General features: G+C 46.3%; 18 protein-coding genes. 14 read left to right on the top strand and 4 right to left on the bottom strand.

Going from position 1 to position 15,788, the window contains the following annotated elements; translation table 11 throughout:
- The first annotated feature begins 15 nt into the window (after nucleotides 1-15).
- From gspC to AC55NX_RS13215, 12 genes are read left to right on the top strand one after another with little or no spacing between them, the layout of a single operon-like run.
- On the top strand, nucleotides 16-915 hold the full coding sequence (gene gspC / locus AC55NX_RS13270; protein ID WP_496996177.1) for a type II secretion system protein GspC: 900 nt from the start codon (nucleotides 16-18) through the stop codon (nucleotides 913-915).
- Between the two features lie 33 nt (nucleotides 916-948).
- A complete protein-coding gene (gene gspD / locus AC55NX_RS13265) occupies nucleotides 949-2,976 on the top strand; it encodes a type II secretion system secretin GspD (RefSeq protein WP_496996176.1) in 2,028 nt (675 codons plus the stop codon).
- On the top strand, nucleotides 2,918-4,453 hold the full coding sequence (gene gspE / locus AC55NX_RS13260; protein WP_496996175.1) for a type II secretion system ATPase GspE: 1,536 nt from the start codon (nucleotides 2,918-2,920) through the stop codon (nucleotides 4,451-4,453). The genes gspD and gspE overlap by 59 nt, the downstream gene beginning before the upstream one ends.
- A complete protein-coding gene (gspF, locus tag AC55NX_RS13255; RefSeq protein ID WP_496996174.1) occupies nucleotides 4,453-5,676 on the top strand; it encodes a type II secretion system inner membrane protein GspF in 1,224 nt (407 codons plus the stop codon). Before gspE ends, gspF begins: the two co-directional genes overlap by 1 nt.
- 44 nt (nucleotides 5,677-5,720) lie before the next feature.
- Nucleotides 5,721-6,170: a type II secretion system major pseudopilin GspG gene (gspG, locus tag AC55NX_RS13250; RefSeq protein ID WP_496996173.1), complete on the top strand. Its 450-nt coding sequence runs from the start codon at nucleotides 5,721-5,723 to the stop codon at nucleotides 6,168-6,170.
- Nucleotides 6,171-6,209: 39 nt separating this feature from the next.
- Nucleotides 6,210-6,797, top strand: a complete 588-nt coding sequence (gene gspH / locus AC55NX_RS13245) for a type II secretion system minor pseudopilin GspH (protein ID WP_496996172.1) — start codon at nucleotides 6,210-6,212, stop codon at nucleotides 6,795-6,797.
- On the top strand, nucleotides 6,784-7,146 hold the full coding sequence (gspI, locus tag AC55NX_RS13240) for a type II secretion system minor pseudopilin GspI (RefSeq protein ID WP_496996171.1): 363 nt from the start codon (nucleotides 6,784-6,786) through the stop codon (nucleotides 7,144-7,146). Before gspH ends, gspI begins: the two co-directional genes overlap by 14 nt.
- On the top strand, nucleotides 7,127-7,762 hold the full coding sequence (gene gspJ, locus AC55NX_RS13235) for a type II secretion system minor pseudopilin GspJ (protein ID WP_496996189.1): 636 nt from the start codon (nucleotides 7,127-7,129) through the stop codon (nucleotides 7,760-7,762). Before gspI ends, gspJ begins: the two co-directional genes overlap by 20 nt.
- On the top strand, nucleotides 7,749-8,777 hold the full coding sequence (gene gspK / locus AC55NX_RS13230) for a type II secretion system minor pseudopilin GspK (RefSeq protein WP_496996170.1): 1,029 nt from the start codon (nucleotides 7,749-7,751) through the stop codon (nucleotides 8,775-8,777). Before gspJ ends, gspK begins: the two co-directional genes overlap by 14 nt.
- Nucleotides 8,746-9,957, top strand: coding sequence for a type II secretion system protein GspL (gene gspL / locus AC55NX_RS13225; protein WP_496996169.1), 1,212 nt, complete (start codon nucleotides 8,746-8,748; stop codon nucleotides 9,955-9,957). Before gspK ends, gspL begins: the two co-directional genes overlap by 32 nt.
- A 9-nt stretch (nucleotides 9,958-9,966) precedes the next feature.
- Complete coding sequence (locus tag AC55NX_RS13220; protein ID WP_496996168.1) at nucleotides 9,967-10,461, top strand: type II secretion system protein M; 495 nt, start codon at nucleotides 9,967-9,969, stop codon at nucleotides 10,459-10,461.
- Between the two features lie 5 nt (nucleotides 10,462-10,466).
- A complete protein-coding gene (locus tag AC55NX_RS13215) occupies nucleotides 10,467-11,237 on the top strand; it encodes a type II secretion system protein N (protein WP_496996167.1) in 771 nt (256 codons plus the stop codon).
- A 44-nt stretch (nucleotides 11,238-11,281) separates the two neighbouring features.
- On the opposite strand, the gene cysQ is transcribed toward AC55NX_RS13215, so the two are convergent.
- The 4 genes from cysQ to AC55NX_RS13195 form a co-directional block, all read right to left on the bottom strand.
- On the bottom strand, nucleotides 11,282-12,103 hold the full coding sequence (cysQ, locus tag AC55NX_RS13210) for a 3'(2'),5'-bisphosphate nucleotidase CysQ (RefSeq protein ID WP_496996166.1): 822 nt from the start codon (nucleotides 12,101-12,103) through the stop codon (nucleotides 11,282-11,284).
- A complete protein-coding gene (gene nudE, locus AC55NX_RS13205; protein ID WP_496996165.1) occupies nucleotides 12,100-12,678 on the bottom strand; it encodes an ADP compounds hydrolase NudE in 579 nt (192 codons plus the stop codon). The genes cysQ and nudE overlap by 4 nt, the downstream gene beginning before the upstream one ends.
- A gap of 165 nt (nucleotides 12,679-12,843) precedes the next feature.
- Nucleotides 12,844-13,431 (bottom strand): Fe-S biogenesis protein NfuA, encoded by a 588-nt coding sequence (nfuA, locus tag AC55NX_RS13200; protein ID WP_496996164.1) that lies wholly within the window; start codon nucleotides 13,429-13,431, stop codon nucleotides 12,844-12,846.
- Between the two features lie 83 nt (nucleotides 13,432-13,514).
- Entirely contained in the window at nucleotides 13,515-14,216 is a 702-nt protein-coding gene (locus tag AC55NX_RS13195; RefSeq protein WP_496996163.1) for a phosphoribosyltransferase family protein, read from the bottom strand.
- Between the two features lie 64 nt (nucleotides 14,217-14,280).
- Here AC55NX_RS13195 and bioH point away from each other — a divergent pair, with 64 nt between their 5' ends.
- On the top strand, nucleotides 14,281-15,072 hold the full coding sequence (gene bioH / locus AC55NX_RS13190; protein WP_496996162.1) for a pimeloyl-ACP methyl ester esterase BioH: 792 nt from the start codon (nucleotides 14,281-14,283) through the stop codon (nucleotides 15,070-15,072).
- A 151-nt stretch (nucleotides 15,073-15,223) separates the two neighbouring features.
- Complete coding sequence (locus AC55NX_RS13185) at nucleotides 15,224-15,700, top strand: ATP-dependent Lon protease (protein ID WP_496996188.1); 477 nt, start codon at nucleotides 15,224-15,226, stop codon at nucleotides 15,698-15,700.
- The last annotated feature ends 88 nt before the right edge of the window (nucleotides 15,701-15,788 follow it).

Here is a 15,788-nt window from a genome sequence, read left to right as displayed (position 1 = left end):
GTACCTGCGTTATTCATGTCTTTATTGCGTTCTTTCATTCACTATCAATCATTGTTCAGTACCATTATTTCAGCGGGAATATGGTTGGTTGCTGTCTGGATATTCGGTCAACTGGTCTGGGCACCATTTGAAACGATGCAGGTTCAATCATGGAAGCCCCCTTCTTCTCATGAAGAGCGAGGTTCAACAAATAGCTTTGACAGCGCATTTGTGAAAGAAAAACAACTTTTTGGCCAATTACAAAAGCAGAGTGATAAGCCAGTTGTTCAAAAGCATGTCGTCAATGCCCCGAAAACAAAATTAAATCTGAAGCTTGTCGGTGTTGTCGTGAGTGATAACAACACTGGAGATCTTGCCATTATTGATTATAACGGTGTACAGGCAACTTATGGATTGAAGGAACGAATTGAAGGGACGCGAGTGACGCTGGAGTCGGTTTTGAATGATCGGGTGATTATTCGTAATGCTGGCAGAAATGAAACACTGATGTTGGAAGATGTGGGGTACAGCCGTCTGGAAAGCACGGTGAATCAGCCTCACTCCGTGCTGAACAACCCGTCTCCGGATGACTTTATGAATTATGATACCGGTGAGATCAGCACCCAGCCGGAACGGTTGGCTGAAATCAAACATGAAATTGCGGAGAATCCGCAGACTTTATTCCAATATGTTCGTTTGTCTCAAATGAAGCGTGACGATGATATTCTCGGTTACCGCTTGAGCCCCGGACGTTCACCGGAGTTATTTCAATCTGTCGGATTAAAGAATGGTGATATTGCCGTTGCATTGAACGATGTTGATTTAAGAAAAGAAAGTGCAATGTCAGATATCACCTCTGTTTTATCAGACCTTTCGAATGTAAAAATTACAGTAGAAAGAGATGGGCAGACTCATGATATATATATTCAATTTTAATGCAGCGTCGCTAGGCATTGAGGGAGTGAAGACGTGAAGTATTGGCTAAAAAAAAGCGCGTGGTTGTTACTAGGAAGCATGATGCTTTCTCCGGCAGCATTGGCGAACGAGTACAGTGTCAATTTCAAAGGCACTGATATTCAGGAATTTATTAACATTGTCGGTCGTAACTTACATAAAACAATTATTGTTGATCCTTCTGTGCGAGGGAAAATAGATGTACGGAGTTATGACACGCTCAATGATGACCAATACTACGGTTTCTTTCTGAATGTTTTGGAAGTCTACGGTTTTGCCGTAGTTGAAATGGACAACGGTGTTCTGAAAGTCATTAAATCCAAAGATGCAAAAACCTCAGCAATCCCTGTATTGGACTCATCCAGTCATACAGATGCTGACAGTGTCATTACCCGTGTTGTCTCTGTTCACAATGTTTCCGTTAAAGAATTATCTCCGTTGTTGCGTCAGTTAGTGAACAACGCAGGTGCCGGTAATGTGGTTCATTATGAACCTGCGAATATCATTTTGTTGACCGGACGTGCTGCAGTGGTTGATCGTTTAGCTCAGATTATCGAACGGGTTGATCAAGCCGGGAACACCGATATTGATGTGGTGACATTGACCAATGCATCAGCGCCGGAAATTGTGCGGATTGTCAGTGCTCTCGATACCAATAAAGAGACCAGAAGCCTGCCGCAAATTCTCCAGCCGCAAGTGGTTGCAGACGATCGGACCAATTCGATTTTGATCTCCGGTGATCCAAAAGTCAGGAAACGGATCGTCCGCTTAATCAAACGGCTTGATATTGAAATGGCGACCAAGAGTAACCATCGGGTTGTTTATCTGAAGTATGCGAAAGCTGAAGATTTGGTCGATGTGTTGAAAGGTGTTTCAGATAATATTCAGTCGGAAAAACAAGGCGAGCAAAAGTCCGCTCCTTCGAGCCGGTCTGACGTTACAATTGCCGCACACAAGGATACCAACTCTCTGATTCTCAGTGCCCCACAAGATATTATGAAACCGTTACTGGATGTCATCAGCCAATTGGACATTCGTCGGGCTCAGGTACTGATTGAAGCCCTGATTGTCGAAATGTCAGAAGGTGAAGGGATTAACCTCGGAGTGCAATGGGGCTCGATTGAAAGTGGATCGGTAGTCCAGTTTGGCAATAGTAGTACTTCTATCAGCGATGTAATGGTTGGTCTGGAAGAAGCGAAAGATCAGAACAGCACTGAATATTATACCGACAATAATGGTAATCGACGGCCTTATACGACGACAGAATCTGGTGACTATTCGTCGTTGTCTGATGCTCTGAGTGGCGTAGAAGGTGCCGCGGTCAGTATCGTGATGGGTGATTGGACAGCTCTGATTAGTGCGGTTTCACAAGACTCGAGCTCAAATATTCTGTCGTCACCGAGTATCACGGTTATGGATAATGGTGAGGCTTCATTTGTCGTGGGTGAAGAAGTCCCCGTATTGACCGGGGCGACATCAAGCTCCGGGAATGATAATCCTTTCCAAACCGTGGATCGGAAAGAAGTCGGGATCAAATTAAAGGTTGTTCCCCAAATCAATGAAGGGGATTCGGTTTTACTCACTATTGAGCAAGAAGTATCGAATGTTCTGGCCGCTGATGGTGCTATCGATGTCCGCTTTGCCAAGCGACAGTTGAATACTTCGGTAATGGTCAAAGATGGTCAAATGCTAGTCTTGGGCGGTATGATCGATGAACGCACTCAGGAAAGCGACTCTAAGGTCCCCCTTCTTGGAGATATTCCTATACTGGGATATCTATTCCGTTCAACCAGTACCAAAGTTGAGAAACGAAATTTGATGGTCTTTATCAAGCCGACGATCATTCGTGATGGTATGACAGCGGATGGTGTGACTCAGCGGAAATATAACTTCATTCGGGCTGAGCAATTGGTTAAAGCAGAGAGAGGCCTGAAATTGATGAGTGACAAGAAAACGCCGGTGATTCCCGCATTTAATTCACAGAATGATTATCCGGAAGAATTACAGGCATTTCTTGAGCAGGTTCCTAAGGAGCAGGAGTAGCGTTGTGCAGCGTTTACCTTTTAGTTTCGCAAACCGGTATAAGCTCGTATTTGACGCATCACATGAAGATGAGACACCGCATCTCTATTATGTTGAGCCGGTATCCATTTCGGCTTTGGTTGAGGCTAAGCGGGTGTTGCAAAAGTCGTTTGAGCTGGTGGCGCTTCCTGAAGCTGAGTTCGAGGCAAGGTTGACGAAGGTCTATCAGCGTGATACGTCCGAAACTCGCCAGTTGATGGAAGATCTCGGTGCAGATAATGATGATTTCTTTGCCCTCGCAGAGGAGCTGCCCAATAATCAGGATTTGTTAGACTCAGATGATGATGCGCCGATAATTAAACTGATTAACGCCATGTTGAGTGAGGCAATCAAAGAAGAAGCCTCCGATATCCATATTGAAACCTTTGAAACATCATTGTCGATCCGTTTTCGGGTCGATGGCATGCTGCGTGAAGTTTTATCACCCAGCCGTAAGCTAGCCCCTTTATTGGTCTCTCGTGTGAAGGTGATGGCAAAGTTGGATATTGCGGAAAAACGGGTACCTCAAGATGGTCGTATTTCGCTGAGAATCGGTGGCCGGGCGGTCGATGTCCGTGTTTCTACCATGCCTTCCTCGCATGGGGAGCGGGTGGTGATGCGTATTTTGGATAAAAATGCGACTCAAATGGACCTCTACAGTCTGGGAATGAACGAGAAAATTTTCGTGCGGTTCCGAGAACTGCTGCAGCGACCACATGGTATTTTATTGGTGACGGGCCCGACAGGTTCCGGTAAATCGACGACACTTTATGCCGGCTTACAAGAATTGGATCGGAATGAGAAAAATATTCTAACGGTTGAAGACCCGATTGAGTTTGATATTGACGGCATCGGTCAGACACAGGTGAATCCGAAAGTCGATATGACTTTTGCCCGAGGGTTGAGAGCCATTCTTCGTCAGGACCCTGATGTCGTGATGGTCGGAGAGATTCGGGACTTGGAAACGGCACAAATTGCTGTGCAGGCATCTCTCACCGGGCACTTGGTACTTTCTACATTGCATACCAATACCGCGATTGGCGCGGTAACTCGTCTGAGAGATATGGGGATTGAATCTTTTCTGGTGTCATCATCACTCGTTGGTGTGCTGGCTCAGCGGTTGGTTCGTACGTTATGTCCCGATTGTAAGCAGCCATTTGAGGCCGAGAAAGAACAGCGTGAGCTCTTCGATGTTCAAGATGATGAGTCTTTGACACTTTACGCCCCGAAAGGGTGTGAAAAATGTCATTACAAAGGTTATCGGGGACGGACTGGGATTCATGAATTATTAGTGATTGATGAAAAAGTCAAATCACTGATCCATACCGAAGCCGGAGAGCAGGCGGTTGAACAGCAAGTTCGCGAGTCATGCCCAAGTATTCGTATGGATGGACTGAACAAGGTTCGGACTGGGATCACGACACTTGAAGAAGTGTTGCGCGTCACTGAGGAGGTCTGATGGCTGCATTTGAATATCAGGCGCTTGATCTCAAAGGAAAACGCAAAAAAGGTGTGATCGAGGGAGATAGTGCCCGCCACGTTCGCCAGCGTTTAAAAGAGCAAGGGTTAACGCCAATTGCTGTTCAGGCCACGCAAGTCCAGAAAAATAATCAAACGCAAAGCAGTACAACCTCGTGGAAAAGAGGTATTGGAGCGACGGATCTGGCGCTGTTAACCAGGCAAATGTCGACATTACTCCAGTCAGGAATGCCGTTGGAGGCATGTCTGCAAGCCGTGATTGAACAAACAGAAAAGGCTCGGATTCGCAGTGTTCTTACCCGTGTCCGGTCAAAAGTGACTGAAGGTTTTTCCCTAGCCGATAGTATGGCCGATTATCCACATATTTTTGATGGTTTGTTTCGTTCCATGATTGCTGCCGGTGAGAAGTCCGGGCACTTGGATATGATTCTGAATCGATTGGCGAGCTATACCGAAAATCGGCAGAAGATGCGCTCAAAACTCTTACAGGCGTTGATTTATCCCATTGTTCTAGTTGTTTTTGCGATCACGATTGTGGCCTTTCTTTTAGCTGCTGTCGTGCCCAAAATTGTCGGGCAATTTATCCAAATGGGGCAAACCCTTCCGACATCGACTCAGCTTTTGTTAAATATGAGCCATTTTGTTCAGGAATGGGGTTGGTTGGTTCTGCTGCTGGCTTTAGGTGGATGGGCATTCATCCAGTCGGCTCTAAAACGGCCACATATCCGCTTTGCATTTCATCGTAGGCTGATGAGTGTACCCATGATTGGTAAAGTTGTTCGGGGTCTGAATACCTCTCGTTTTGCACGAACCCTGGCAATATGTTCTTCGAGTAGTATTCCGATTCTCGATGCAATGCTGGTTGCCAAAGATGTTGTGGAAAACACGTACATGAAACAAAAAGTACAGGAAGCGGCCGAATCAGTCCGGGAAGGGGCGAGTATTCGTAAGTCTCTGCAACAAACTAAGCTTTTTCCTCCGATGATGCTTCATATGATTGCCAGTGGTGAACAGAGTGGTGAATTGGAGAGGATGCTGATTAGTGCCGCTGATAATCAGGACGAACAGTTTGAAGCAACGGTTAATATTGCTTTGGGGCTGTTCACGCCCATGTTGATTGCATTAATGGCCGGATTGGTTTTATTTATTGTGATGGCAACCCTAATGCCGATTTTAGAAATGAACAATTTAATGACGCGCTAGTCTTAGCTGTTCATTGGTTAGGAAACGTGAATGTTGGAGTAGGAATGAAAATAAAAAATCAAGTAAACAAACAAGGTGGTTTTACGCTGTTAGAAGTGATGGTCGTGATCGTTATCCTTGGGCTTTTGGCGAGCTTCGTTGTCCCGAATCTATTGGGAAATAAAGAGAAAGCCGATCAGAAAAAAACGATTGCCGATATTGTATCTCTGGAAAATGCCTTGGATATGTATCGCTTAGATAACAATACTTATCCAACTACGGATCAAGGGTTGAAAGCGTTGGTGACAAAACCGTCTAATCCTGAACCTCGTAATTATCGTGAAGGGGGTTATATCAAGCGGTTACCGCAGGACCCTTGGGGAAATGATTATCAATATTTGAGCCCTGGCGATAAAGGCAAAATTGATGTCTTTAGCTATGGCGCTGATGGTCAGGAAGGTGGTGAAGGGAACAATAGCGATATCGGTAACTGGAACCTGCTTGACTTCCAGTAATCGCGGATTCAGTAATTGTGGATTGGATGAATACTGCTCATGAAATACCATCGTGGTTTTACACTGCTGGAAATTATGTTGGTTCTTGTAGTGATTTCACTGGGCAGTATGGTCGTTGTGATGTCTCTGCCCGACAGGTCTCAGGATAAGGTGCAACAAACGGCCGAACGGCTTTATCAACGAGTACAGCTTTTGAGTGAAGATGCGATTTTCAGCGGGCGAACTTATGGACTTTATGTCGATGAAAAAAAGCATAGCTTTCGCTTTTTGATGTTATCGGATAAGGGCTGGAAAGACCTTGAATCTCTGTCTCCCATCAAAGGTAAGCTGACGGCTGAAGAGGGGACGAGTTTTCGTTTTGAACGCGGCGGGGGTGTCTGGAATAATCCGGAACGCCTGTTCAGTCAGGAATCTTTGTTTGAAGACATGGATTTTCCCGACCAAAACGAAGATGAGAAGCCAATCCCGCCACCGCAGGTATTTATTCTCTCCAGTGGTGATGTTACCCCATTTTCTATCCAGTTTTGGGCGGATTCTACACCAGATTCATTATGGTTAGTGAGAACCTCTGAAGACGGCATTCTGCACATTCGGACTCCCTCGGATCAAGACGATGAAGCAAAGTAAGGGAATGACATTATTGGAGGTGCTGATTGCATTGGCAATATTTGCAACGGCATCGATCAGTGTGATTAAGGCTGTCAGCCAACATGTCAATACAGTACACACTCTCGAAGAAAAGATGTTTGCTGCGATGGTGGTTGATAATCAAATGGCTCGAATCATGCTTGCACCGGAGACATTGTCTAATCAGGAAGGAACGGAAGAGATGGCTGGAACGACATGGTATTGGAAAGTGTCTTTGGTTGAAACGAGCAGTGATGTGTTGAAAGCCTTTGATGTGAGCGTTTCCCAAAGAAAATCCGGTCCGTCGGTGGTGATCGTGAGAAGCTATGTTGCAAATGAAGCGTCATAGTCGGGGATTCACTTTAATTGAGGTGCTGGTGGCGCTGGCGATTTTGGCGAGTCTGACGATTGCTGCTTATCAGGTACTGAACCAGGTTCAGCGGAGTAATGTCGTCAGTCAGGAAAGTGAACAACGGCTGGGTGAAATTCAGAAGGCGTTGGCTATTATGGATAGTGATTTTCGCCAGATGGCGTCCCGCCAGTTTCGCAACCAGGGAGAGGAAGCCGGCTCTCAGTTGTTGTGGATGCAAGACGGATTATTATCTTCAGATAGTGTCGGTATTCTTTTTACACGGCATGGTTGGGTCAACCCGCAAATGCAGTTTCCCCGTGGAGATATCATTAAGGTCGGATACCGTTTAACCGGAGAGCGTCTGGAAAGAGTATGGTGGCGTTATCCCGATACGGTTGCCGGTGATAATGGCATTGTTCGACCATTATTGACACAGGTTGAGTCGATCAGCTTTCGTTTATATCGTGATAATCAATGGGTTGAACAATGGGAAGACAAGGGGGTTTTACCGGAAGCCATTAGTGTGAGACTCACTCTGAAAGATTATGGTCAGATTGAACGGATTTATCTGGTTTCTGGAAGTGAGCTGAGTGTTTCCAATGCATCCAATTAAATCGTTGCAAAGACAGCGTGGCGTTGCCCTGATTCTTGTGTTGCTGATATTGGCAATGATGGTTTCCATCGCGGCGACAATGTCGGAGCGCCTGTTTACCCAGTATCACCGGTCAGGAAATCAACTCAAATATCAACAGGCATATTGGTATAGCCTCGGTGTTGAAGTGCTGGCTAAATCGGTTATAAAGCAGAGTTATGAAGATAATGATGAGGCCGTTAACCTGAGTCAGCCTTGGGCGGTAAAGGATAAAAAATATCCACTGGACTACGGCACGGTGGAAGGGAATATTCAAGACATGCAGTCTTGCATGAATATTAACGCACTGGCGGGAATCAACTGGAATCCTGCGGATACCGGGACACCTTATCTGGTGCAGGTATTGCAGCACCTGTTTGAAACGGAAGACATTGATAATTATCAGGCTGAAGTCGCGGCCAGCTCGATTTGGGAATTTATTGATACGAATCGTTCAATTAATTCGGTCAGCGGGGTAGAAGACAGTTTTTATGAGTCGATGTCACCAGCCTATGATGCGCCCGATAGTTTATTGGCTGATGCCACAGAAATTCGGGCGGTACAGGGCGTCAGTGGTGAGATTATGCTGAAAAGTATGCCGAGTTTATGTGCTTTGCCGACCAAAGAATGGCGATTGAATATCAATACCGTTTCTGTCAAACAGGCAAACATTTTAGTTGCGATGTTTTATCCCTATCTCAGTCAGTCTGCTGCGGTGCAGTTGATTAAGGATCGGCCTTATTCCGGGTGGAGTAGTCTCGATGATTTTTGGGCACAAGGTGAGTTGAGTGGGATTGATGAGACAAGCAAATCAAACGCCACCGGTTTTCTTGGGGTTGATAGCAATTACTTTGAATTGGATGCTCAGGTCATGGTCGATGATGCCCGCGTAAGGGTTCGGAGTCTAATGTTTAGTAAAGATAGAAAAACTGTGACGGTCATTCGCCGTCGCTATGGAGGAGAGCGTGAGCGAATATCTGCTCGTCCGGCTGAGTAAGCAACCCCAGGCCAAAGGGCATTGGTGGCTCGGTGCTGAGCATGCGACAACGATTGAAAAATCAGGAGAAATAGCCTCCTGGACCAATATAGATGAGTTAGTCCCTCATGCTGAGGGACGGCCTGTGATTGTCCTACTTTCTGGTGCTGATGTGGTAATGAAGACGGTTTCATTACCGGCTGGTGGTGCTCGTCAGTATGAAAAAATGCTGCCGTACTTAGTTGAAGATGAATTAGCACAGGATGTGGATACATTGCATTTTTCCGTACTGGCGAAGCAAGAAAACCAAGTTTATACCGTAGCGGTAGATCGGGATTGGTTGAGTTGTATTCTGGAACAGTTTGAAGCCTGCGGACTCCCAGTAGAAAATGTCTTGCCGGATGTGTTGGCACTACCGACAGAAGAAAATGTGACGGCTGTCCAATTGGGTCATGAATGGATTATTCGTCAGGGCCAGTTCAGCGGTGTGTGTATTGAAAGCTCGTGGTTACCCATATTTGCCCAGATGAATGAAGATGCGGAGGAAAGTCCGGCACTTGAGATTACATCTTACAGCCGGGTGCCTGAGTTGAATGATTCGAGTTCACAGGTCTGGACCGAGAAGCTGGTTGATTCGATTGACCTGTTGCTGTACCGCGGGGCATTAAGTAGCCCGATCACGTTGTTGACCGGTAAATTTAAGAAGTCCTCTTCGGTGATGAAATACTGGCAGATTTGGCGAGGTAGTGTCATTGCTTTGGTGGCGTTGATGACCTTGTTGTTGATTCATCATGCGGTTGATATCCGCCAGATGTCTCAAGAGGCCAGCGCCCTGAGAACCGAAAGTGAACATATTTTCAGAACACTATTTCCGGAGCGGCACAAAATCCCGACGGTGAGTTATCTGAAAGGACAATTTACCAATGAAATTAAGACATTGTCTGGTGGTGAAGGTCAAGATTCCGCATTGTCATTATTTACGTCGTTGGCAGAGACCATTGGCAGTACTTCAGGGATACAACTTCAACGTATTCATTATGACGGGGCGCGGAGCGATATTCGTATTGATGTGCGAGGTGCCGATTTTCAGGCATTTGAAGCCACGCGTCAGAAACTGTCCCAGAAGTTTGATGTACAACAAGGACCGCTTAACCGAGATGATAATCAGGTCTCAGGGTCTTTCATCTTAAAGAATAAGTAGGTGAACGATATGAATCAATGGATGAATCGTGGCTATACTTGGTGGAAGACATTGTCCTCCAGAGAGCAGCGATGGTTACTGATTACTGTCAGTTTTAGTGTCTTGGCACTGCTGTATGGTGGTATTGTTCGCCCCATGCAGGAACAGCGGGTTCTGGCTCAAAATAAATTGACCGCAGAGAAGAATTTATATGCGTGGGTCACAGATAAGGCCGATGTGCTAACTCAGCTGAGAAAACGTGGGAATGGTCCAGTATCTTCAGATGAGCCGATGAATCAAGCCGTTGCCGGTTCGACAGGTAAGTTTGGTGTCCGGCTTATTCGAATGCAACCCAAAGGTGAAGGCTTACAAATTTGGGTGGAACCGATAGCGTTTAACCAGTTTATCGACTGGTTGGCTTTTTTACGGCAGCAGTATGGTATTCAGGTGATGATGATGGATATCGATAGGGCTGAAAAAAATGGCATGATTGATATAAAACGCCTGGAATTAGTTCGAGGTTAAATAAAGTGAAGAAAAAAATTATGTATGTCGTTGGTTTGTTTTTTGTGTTTGTGGTCAGTGTGTTGGTCCACTTACCTGCAAATATGGCTTTAAAATTCATTCCTCAACCCCGGGAACTATTGTTGAGCGGGGTTGGCGGGACAATATGGCATGGTGAAGTTCAGTCTGCTAAATGGATGAACTATGATCTGGGCTCACTGGTTTGGAATTTGCGTCCTCTCTCTCTGTTCAAAGGTAAGATTGCTGCGGATATCGCTTTAGGCAAACGTCATGAGGCAGCTCTTCGGGGAACTGGTGAGGTCGGGGTTGGTTTTTCCGGTGTTTATGTCCGCAATCTGTCACTGACGGCTCCGGCTCGGTTTGTTGCCGAGAATATGCATTTGCCGCTACCGGTGAGCGCTGATGGCGCGTTCAGACTGGTCATTGATAATTATCTGTATCAGCCACCGTTTTGTGCTCAGGGCGAAGGCGAGATTACTTGGACAAATGCACAAATCTCGATGCTCTCTCAATCGGTCCCGTTAGAAAAAGTATCAGCCCGACTCGCCTGTGAAGATGGCCGGATCAGTCTGAAAGGTCAGCAGTTATCGGAAGCACTACAAAGTGAATATTCGATGGTGTTAACACCACAGGACCAGTATCAAGTACAAGGTTGGGTAAAACCGAGTGAACGTCTGCCTAAAATGTTCAGTCAGTGGATTCAGACCTATGCATCGACAGATGCTCAGGGACGATACTCATTTCAATCACACGGAACACTGACACTTCCTAACTGATAACCGTGACAGACTAGCGCTTAACGGATATAGCCGTTAAGACGTTAGCCCTTATGGGTGAGGATCTCTTGCCAGGGAAGCGTTGGATCACCAATCACGATAAAATTCGGGTTTTCCAATGTCTCTCTGAGATTGTAAGAGAGTGGTGAAAGTTTCGTACTCAGAAGCTTTCCCCCTGCTTCTTCCACAATACATTGAGTTGCCGCAGTGTCCCATTCTCCGGTTGGACCCAGCCGCAAATAACAGTCAACCGCGCCCTCTGCAACCAGACAAGCTTTTAATGCTGCAGAACCGAGCGGCACTAAATCATAATTCCATTCGGTACTGAGACGATTGGTGATTCGGTTGATATCTTGGCGGCGACTGATGGCAATCGAAATCGACTGACTGGGAAATTCATGCTGGTGAGTACGAATCCGTAAACTGTCGGATAAATCTGGGATTTTCCAGGCTCCCTTACCACGACAGGCATAATATGTAACGCCCGATACCGGGCCGTAAACCACGCCGATCACAGGCTGATTGTCTTCTACCAGTGCGATGACTGTTGCAAAGTCGCCACTCCGTGCGATGAATTCCTGTGTACCATCCAGTGGATCAACTAACCAGTAGCGAGACCACTCTGAACGTTTTTCCAGACTGATATCCGCATCTTCTTCGGAGAGTACTGGGATGTCAGGCGTCAACGATTGGAGTTTTTCGGTAAGAAATTTATGTGCAGCTAAATCAGCGCTTGTCACCGGGGTTTGGTCTGATTTAGTAAATGCTTCGTAGGATTTGGTCTGGTAATAGTCCAGAATGAGTTGCCCGGCGGAACGAGCAATTTCAATCAGTTGCGGTAACAGATGTGAATGGTCTCGTTTCATAATGTGTTCACCTCCGGGAGCAACTGATGTTGCTTCATATAATTTAAGGTGAGAAGCAGCGCTGTCACACTACGGGCTTCACAAAAGTCGAGATGGGTTAACAGTTCTTCAGCCTGAGATAACGGCCAACGGATGATTTCAAGAGGTTCGGGCTCATCACCAACGAGTTGCTCCGGGTATAAGTCCTGAGCGATAAACAGAGACATTTGTCCGGAAAAATAAGACGGCGCAAGAATCAGATCTTTGAGGTGGGTGAGCTGTTTCGCCCCAAATCCCACTTCTTCTTTGAGTTCTCTTACGGCTGCTTCTTCAGCATGTTCACCGGGATCAATTAATCCTTTCGGAAATCCCAACTCGTAACGCTCTGTGCCTGCTGCAAATTCACGGACCAGCAAAATATCTCCCTGAGCCGTTATCGGAACCATCATTACTGCATGGCGTCCGCTGGGGCGCATCCGTTCATACGTGCGTAGTTCACCGTTGGAAAAACGCAAATCCAGAGATTCCACTGTAAAAAGACGCGATTGAGCAACCGTTGTGATATTCAGGATCTCAGGGTTCTGTTTGGACGTCATGCTGATACTCCTCCGTGATACCTATAGCTTAACTATATGAAAAAACTGATGGGGATGAAAACACTTGTCTGTCGATATTGACAGTTGTTTTACCAACAAGAGTCACATAACAGAAAGTCGATGCATTGGCATCGACTTCTTTTGACATGTTTGGATGTGGCCGATTTAGTAGTATGAGTGCTCACCACGGTCATGCTCGGTTAAATCTTTGACAGCATTCAGCTCGCCGGCAAATTGCTCGAGCAGCTCTTTTTCGATGCCGTCTTTCAGTGTGACGTCGACCATCGAACAGCCGTTGCACCCGCCACCAAATTGAATAATGGCAACACCGTCATCAGTAATTTCCAGCAACTGAATATGACCACCATGCCCGGCTAACTGAGGGTTGACCTGTGTTTGGATAACATATTCAACGCGCTCAAGCAGCGGTGCATCGTCCGCAACTTTACGCATCTTTGCATTCGGTGCTTTGAGTGTGAGCTGAGAGCCCATTTTATCGGTCACATAGTCGATCACAGCATCTTCGAGAAAAGGAAGGCTCAAATCATCAACATAAGCAGAGAACGCCGAAAACGGGATTTCAGTATCAGCACTTTCTACAGCCTCAGGCGGACAGTAAGAGACACCGCACTCAGCGTTCTGAGTGCCGGGATTGACGACAAAGACCCGAATATTGGTTCCTTCCGGCTGTTGTTCGAGAAGTTTTGCGAAATGTTCCTGAGCGGATTCAGTAATAGTAATAGAATTTGACACGACGAATACCTGAGTAATTTTGTAGGCTATTTATTCACCATTTTACTCCTGAGAAATCAGAGATCCAATCCTTTTTACGGTAATTATTGATTGTGATATTCAGGAGTTCTGCATAAGCAATAAATATCAATGTATTCGACGCCAACTTCAAGCAATAATTGGCATAATTGACTGATGGTACTTCCGGTTGTCACAACATCATCAACGATCGCAACGTGCTTGGCCGAGGGGGGATTGCGTAACATAAACGCTTTTCTCAGATTTTGTTCTCTTTCATGTTTATGTAGTCCCTCTTGCGGTGGTGTTGAGCGAATTCGTTGTAACAGTTTGGTTTGATAGGTGACTGCCAGTGCCTGACTGAGATGATGGGCCAGTAGTTCACTCTGGTTGAACCCGCGATAAAGATAACGTCGCCAGTGTAGGGGAACCGGAAGTAATAGTGGTGCCGGAGCAGGTATGACTTGCGCCAAAAGTGTCGCAAGTGGCGGAATGTGCCAGAATTGTCGTCCGTATTTGATTTGATGAATCATTGGTGCCAGCGGATAGGCATAATCACCAAGACAATAGAGAGCGTTCCACAGTGGCGGGGACTGAAGGCAAGTCCCGCACCGATTGGTTGGGAATGGCATCGACAAGCCACATCGTGTACAACGGGGTGTTGGCTGAAAGCAGTTCAGGCAGTTGGTACACCAGTGGTGTTCCCAAGCCGTTAACGGTAGCTCACAGAGCGCGCATAATTGGGGAATACAGCGACAGAAAGTGTGTTGAATACGTTGCAATAACATGTGTTGCTTCTCCGGGTCATTAAGAAAGACGTGATATTGTACGGATGAGCAAGGCGGCGAATGTATGAGTTTTGTAGGAGATAACGTGAACAGAGTGGCATCTTTGTATTGGCAGGTTGAAGGTTGTGGAAAAGATCTAGTGTTGATCCATGGTTGGGGTATGAACGGGGGCGTTTGGCATAATACCGTTGAGATTCTCAAACAGAACTTTCGAGCCCATGTCGTTGATTTACCGGGATATGGACATAGTGCCGACATCCATGCGGACTCGTTGGAAGATATTGCTCAATTACTGATCCGACAAGCACCGAAAGGTGCCATTTGGGTCGGTTGGTCGCTCGGCGGCTTGGTCGCGACGCATATGGCGTTGTATCACGCAGATTATGTCAGTCAGCTGGTTACAGTAGCCAGTTCGCCTAAATTTGCTGCTGAAAAGGGGTGGAAAGGCATTCGGCCACAGGTTTTGTCAGCATTTACGGAGCAACTGGTCGATGATTTTCAGCTGACCATCGAGCGTTTTATGGCGCTTCAAGCGATGGGAAGCCCGACCGCCCGACAAGATGTGAAGCAATTGAAACAGATGGTGTTTTCTCGTCCCGTACCACAGCCGCAAGCGTTGATGGCAGGATTAAACCTGCTCGCGAATGTTGATTTTCGTGACCACATTGCTCAGATCTCGGTGCCGATGCTGCGCCTTTACGGTCGGCTCGATGGTCTGGTGCCAGTACAGATTGCAGCGCAATTGGACGAGATGGCACCGGACAGCCATTGTTATATTTTTACTCAGTCATCTCATGCGCCATTTATGACCGAAACTGAACAGTTTTGCCAACAGATCCGGTGGTTCGCACAATAGTTAAAGTTTGGCGATTGTCAGTTTTTTGTCATATTGTTTAAAATGTCAGCGTTTATTGTTAAATATTTGAACGGTTGAGTCGATATAGGTTCTAACTCATTCGATGTCTGAACATTGGATGGGCTGGGCGATGCTGAAGGAGGTTTCGGCAATGATTGTGTCACCAAATAATATCAGTGTGCCACTTATCGCCCCATCGGTGAATGTGCCGACGGAACAGGCAGAGCATGATAATCGTGTCAGAGCCCCTGTCGTACCAACCGTACAACTGGAAAAAGCCAACGCAGAGCGGCGGTTGAAATCCGATGATAAGCAGCGCAAGCGATCGTCTTGGGATGCCGCAGAACATCCTCAGTATGAGATTGATTCTGAGCAGGAACAGGAAATCGTTTCTTCCCATGAGGAAAAAGCACAAAGTGAGCTTGAGCGGCTTTTCAAATTGTTAGCTTTATCGACCTACAGTCAAGATCAGGGCAAAGGTTATACAATCCGGTTCCGGTTACCGAAACATATCATTGATGCAGCGATAACCGAAGGACAAATGGCGCGAAGGCGAACGGTCATAAAATATCATTATGGGCATGCCATCGCACCGAATACCCCTTCGGAGGTCATCGCAATATTGTAAACCTCATCGTCATCGAGGAAGAAATATTGCTGTTATGGAATTCCCTCACTTCAGATGAAGTGAGGGTTTTTTTTATGGCTGGGGGCAG

The sequence above is a fragment of the Vibrio rubrogenes genome, assembly GCF_059641415.1.
This window is presented reverse-complemented; position numbering and strand designations above follow the sequence as displayed.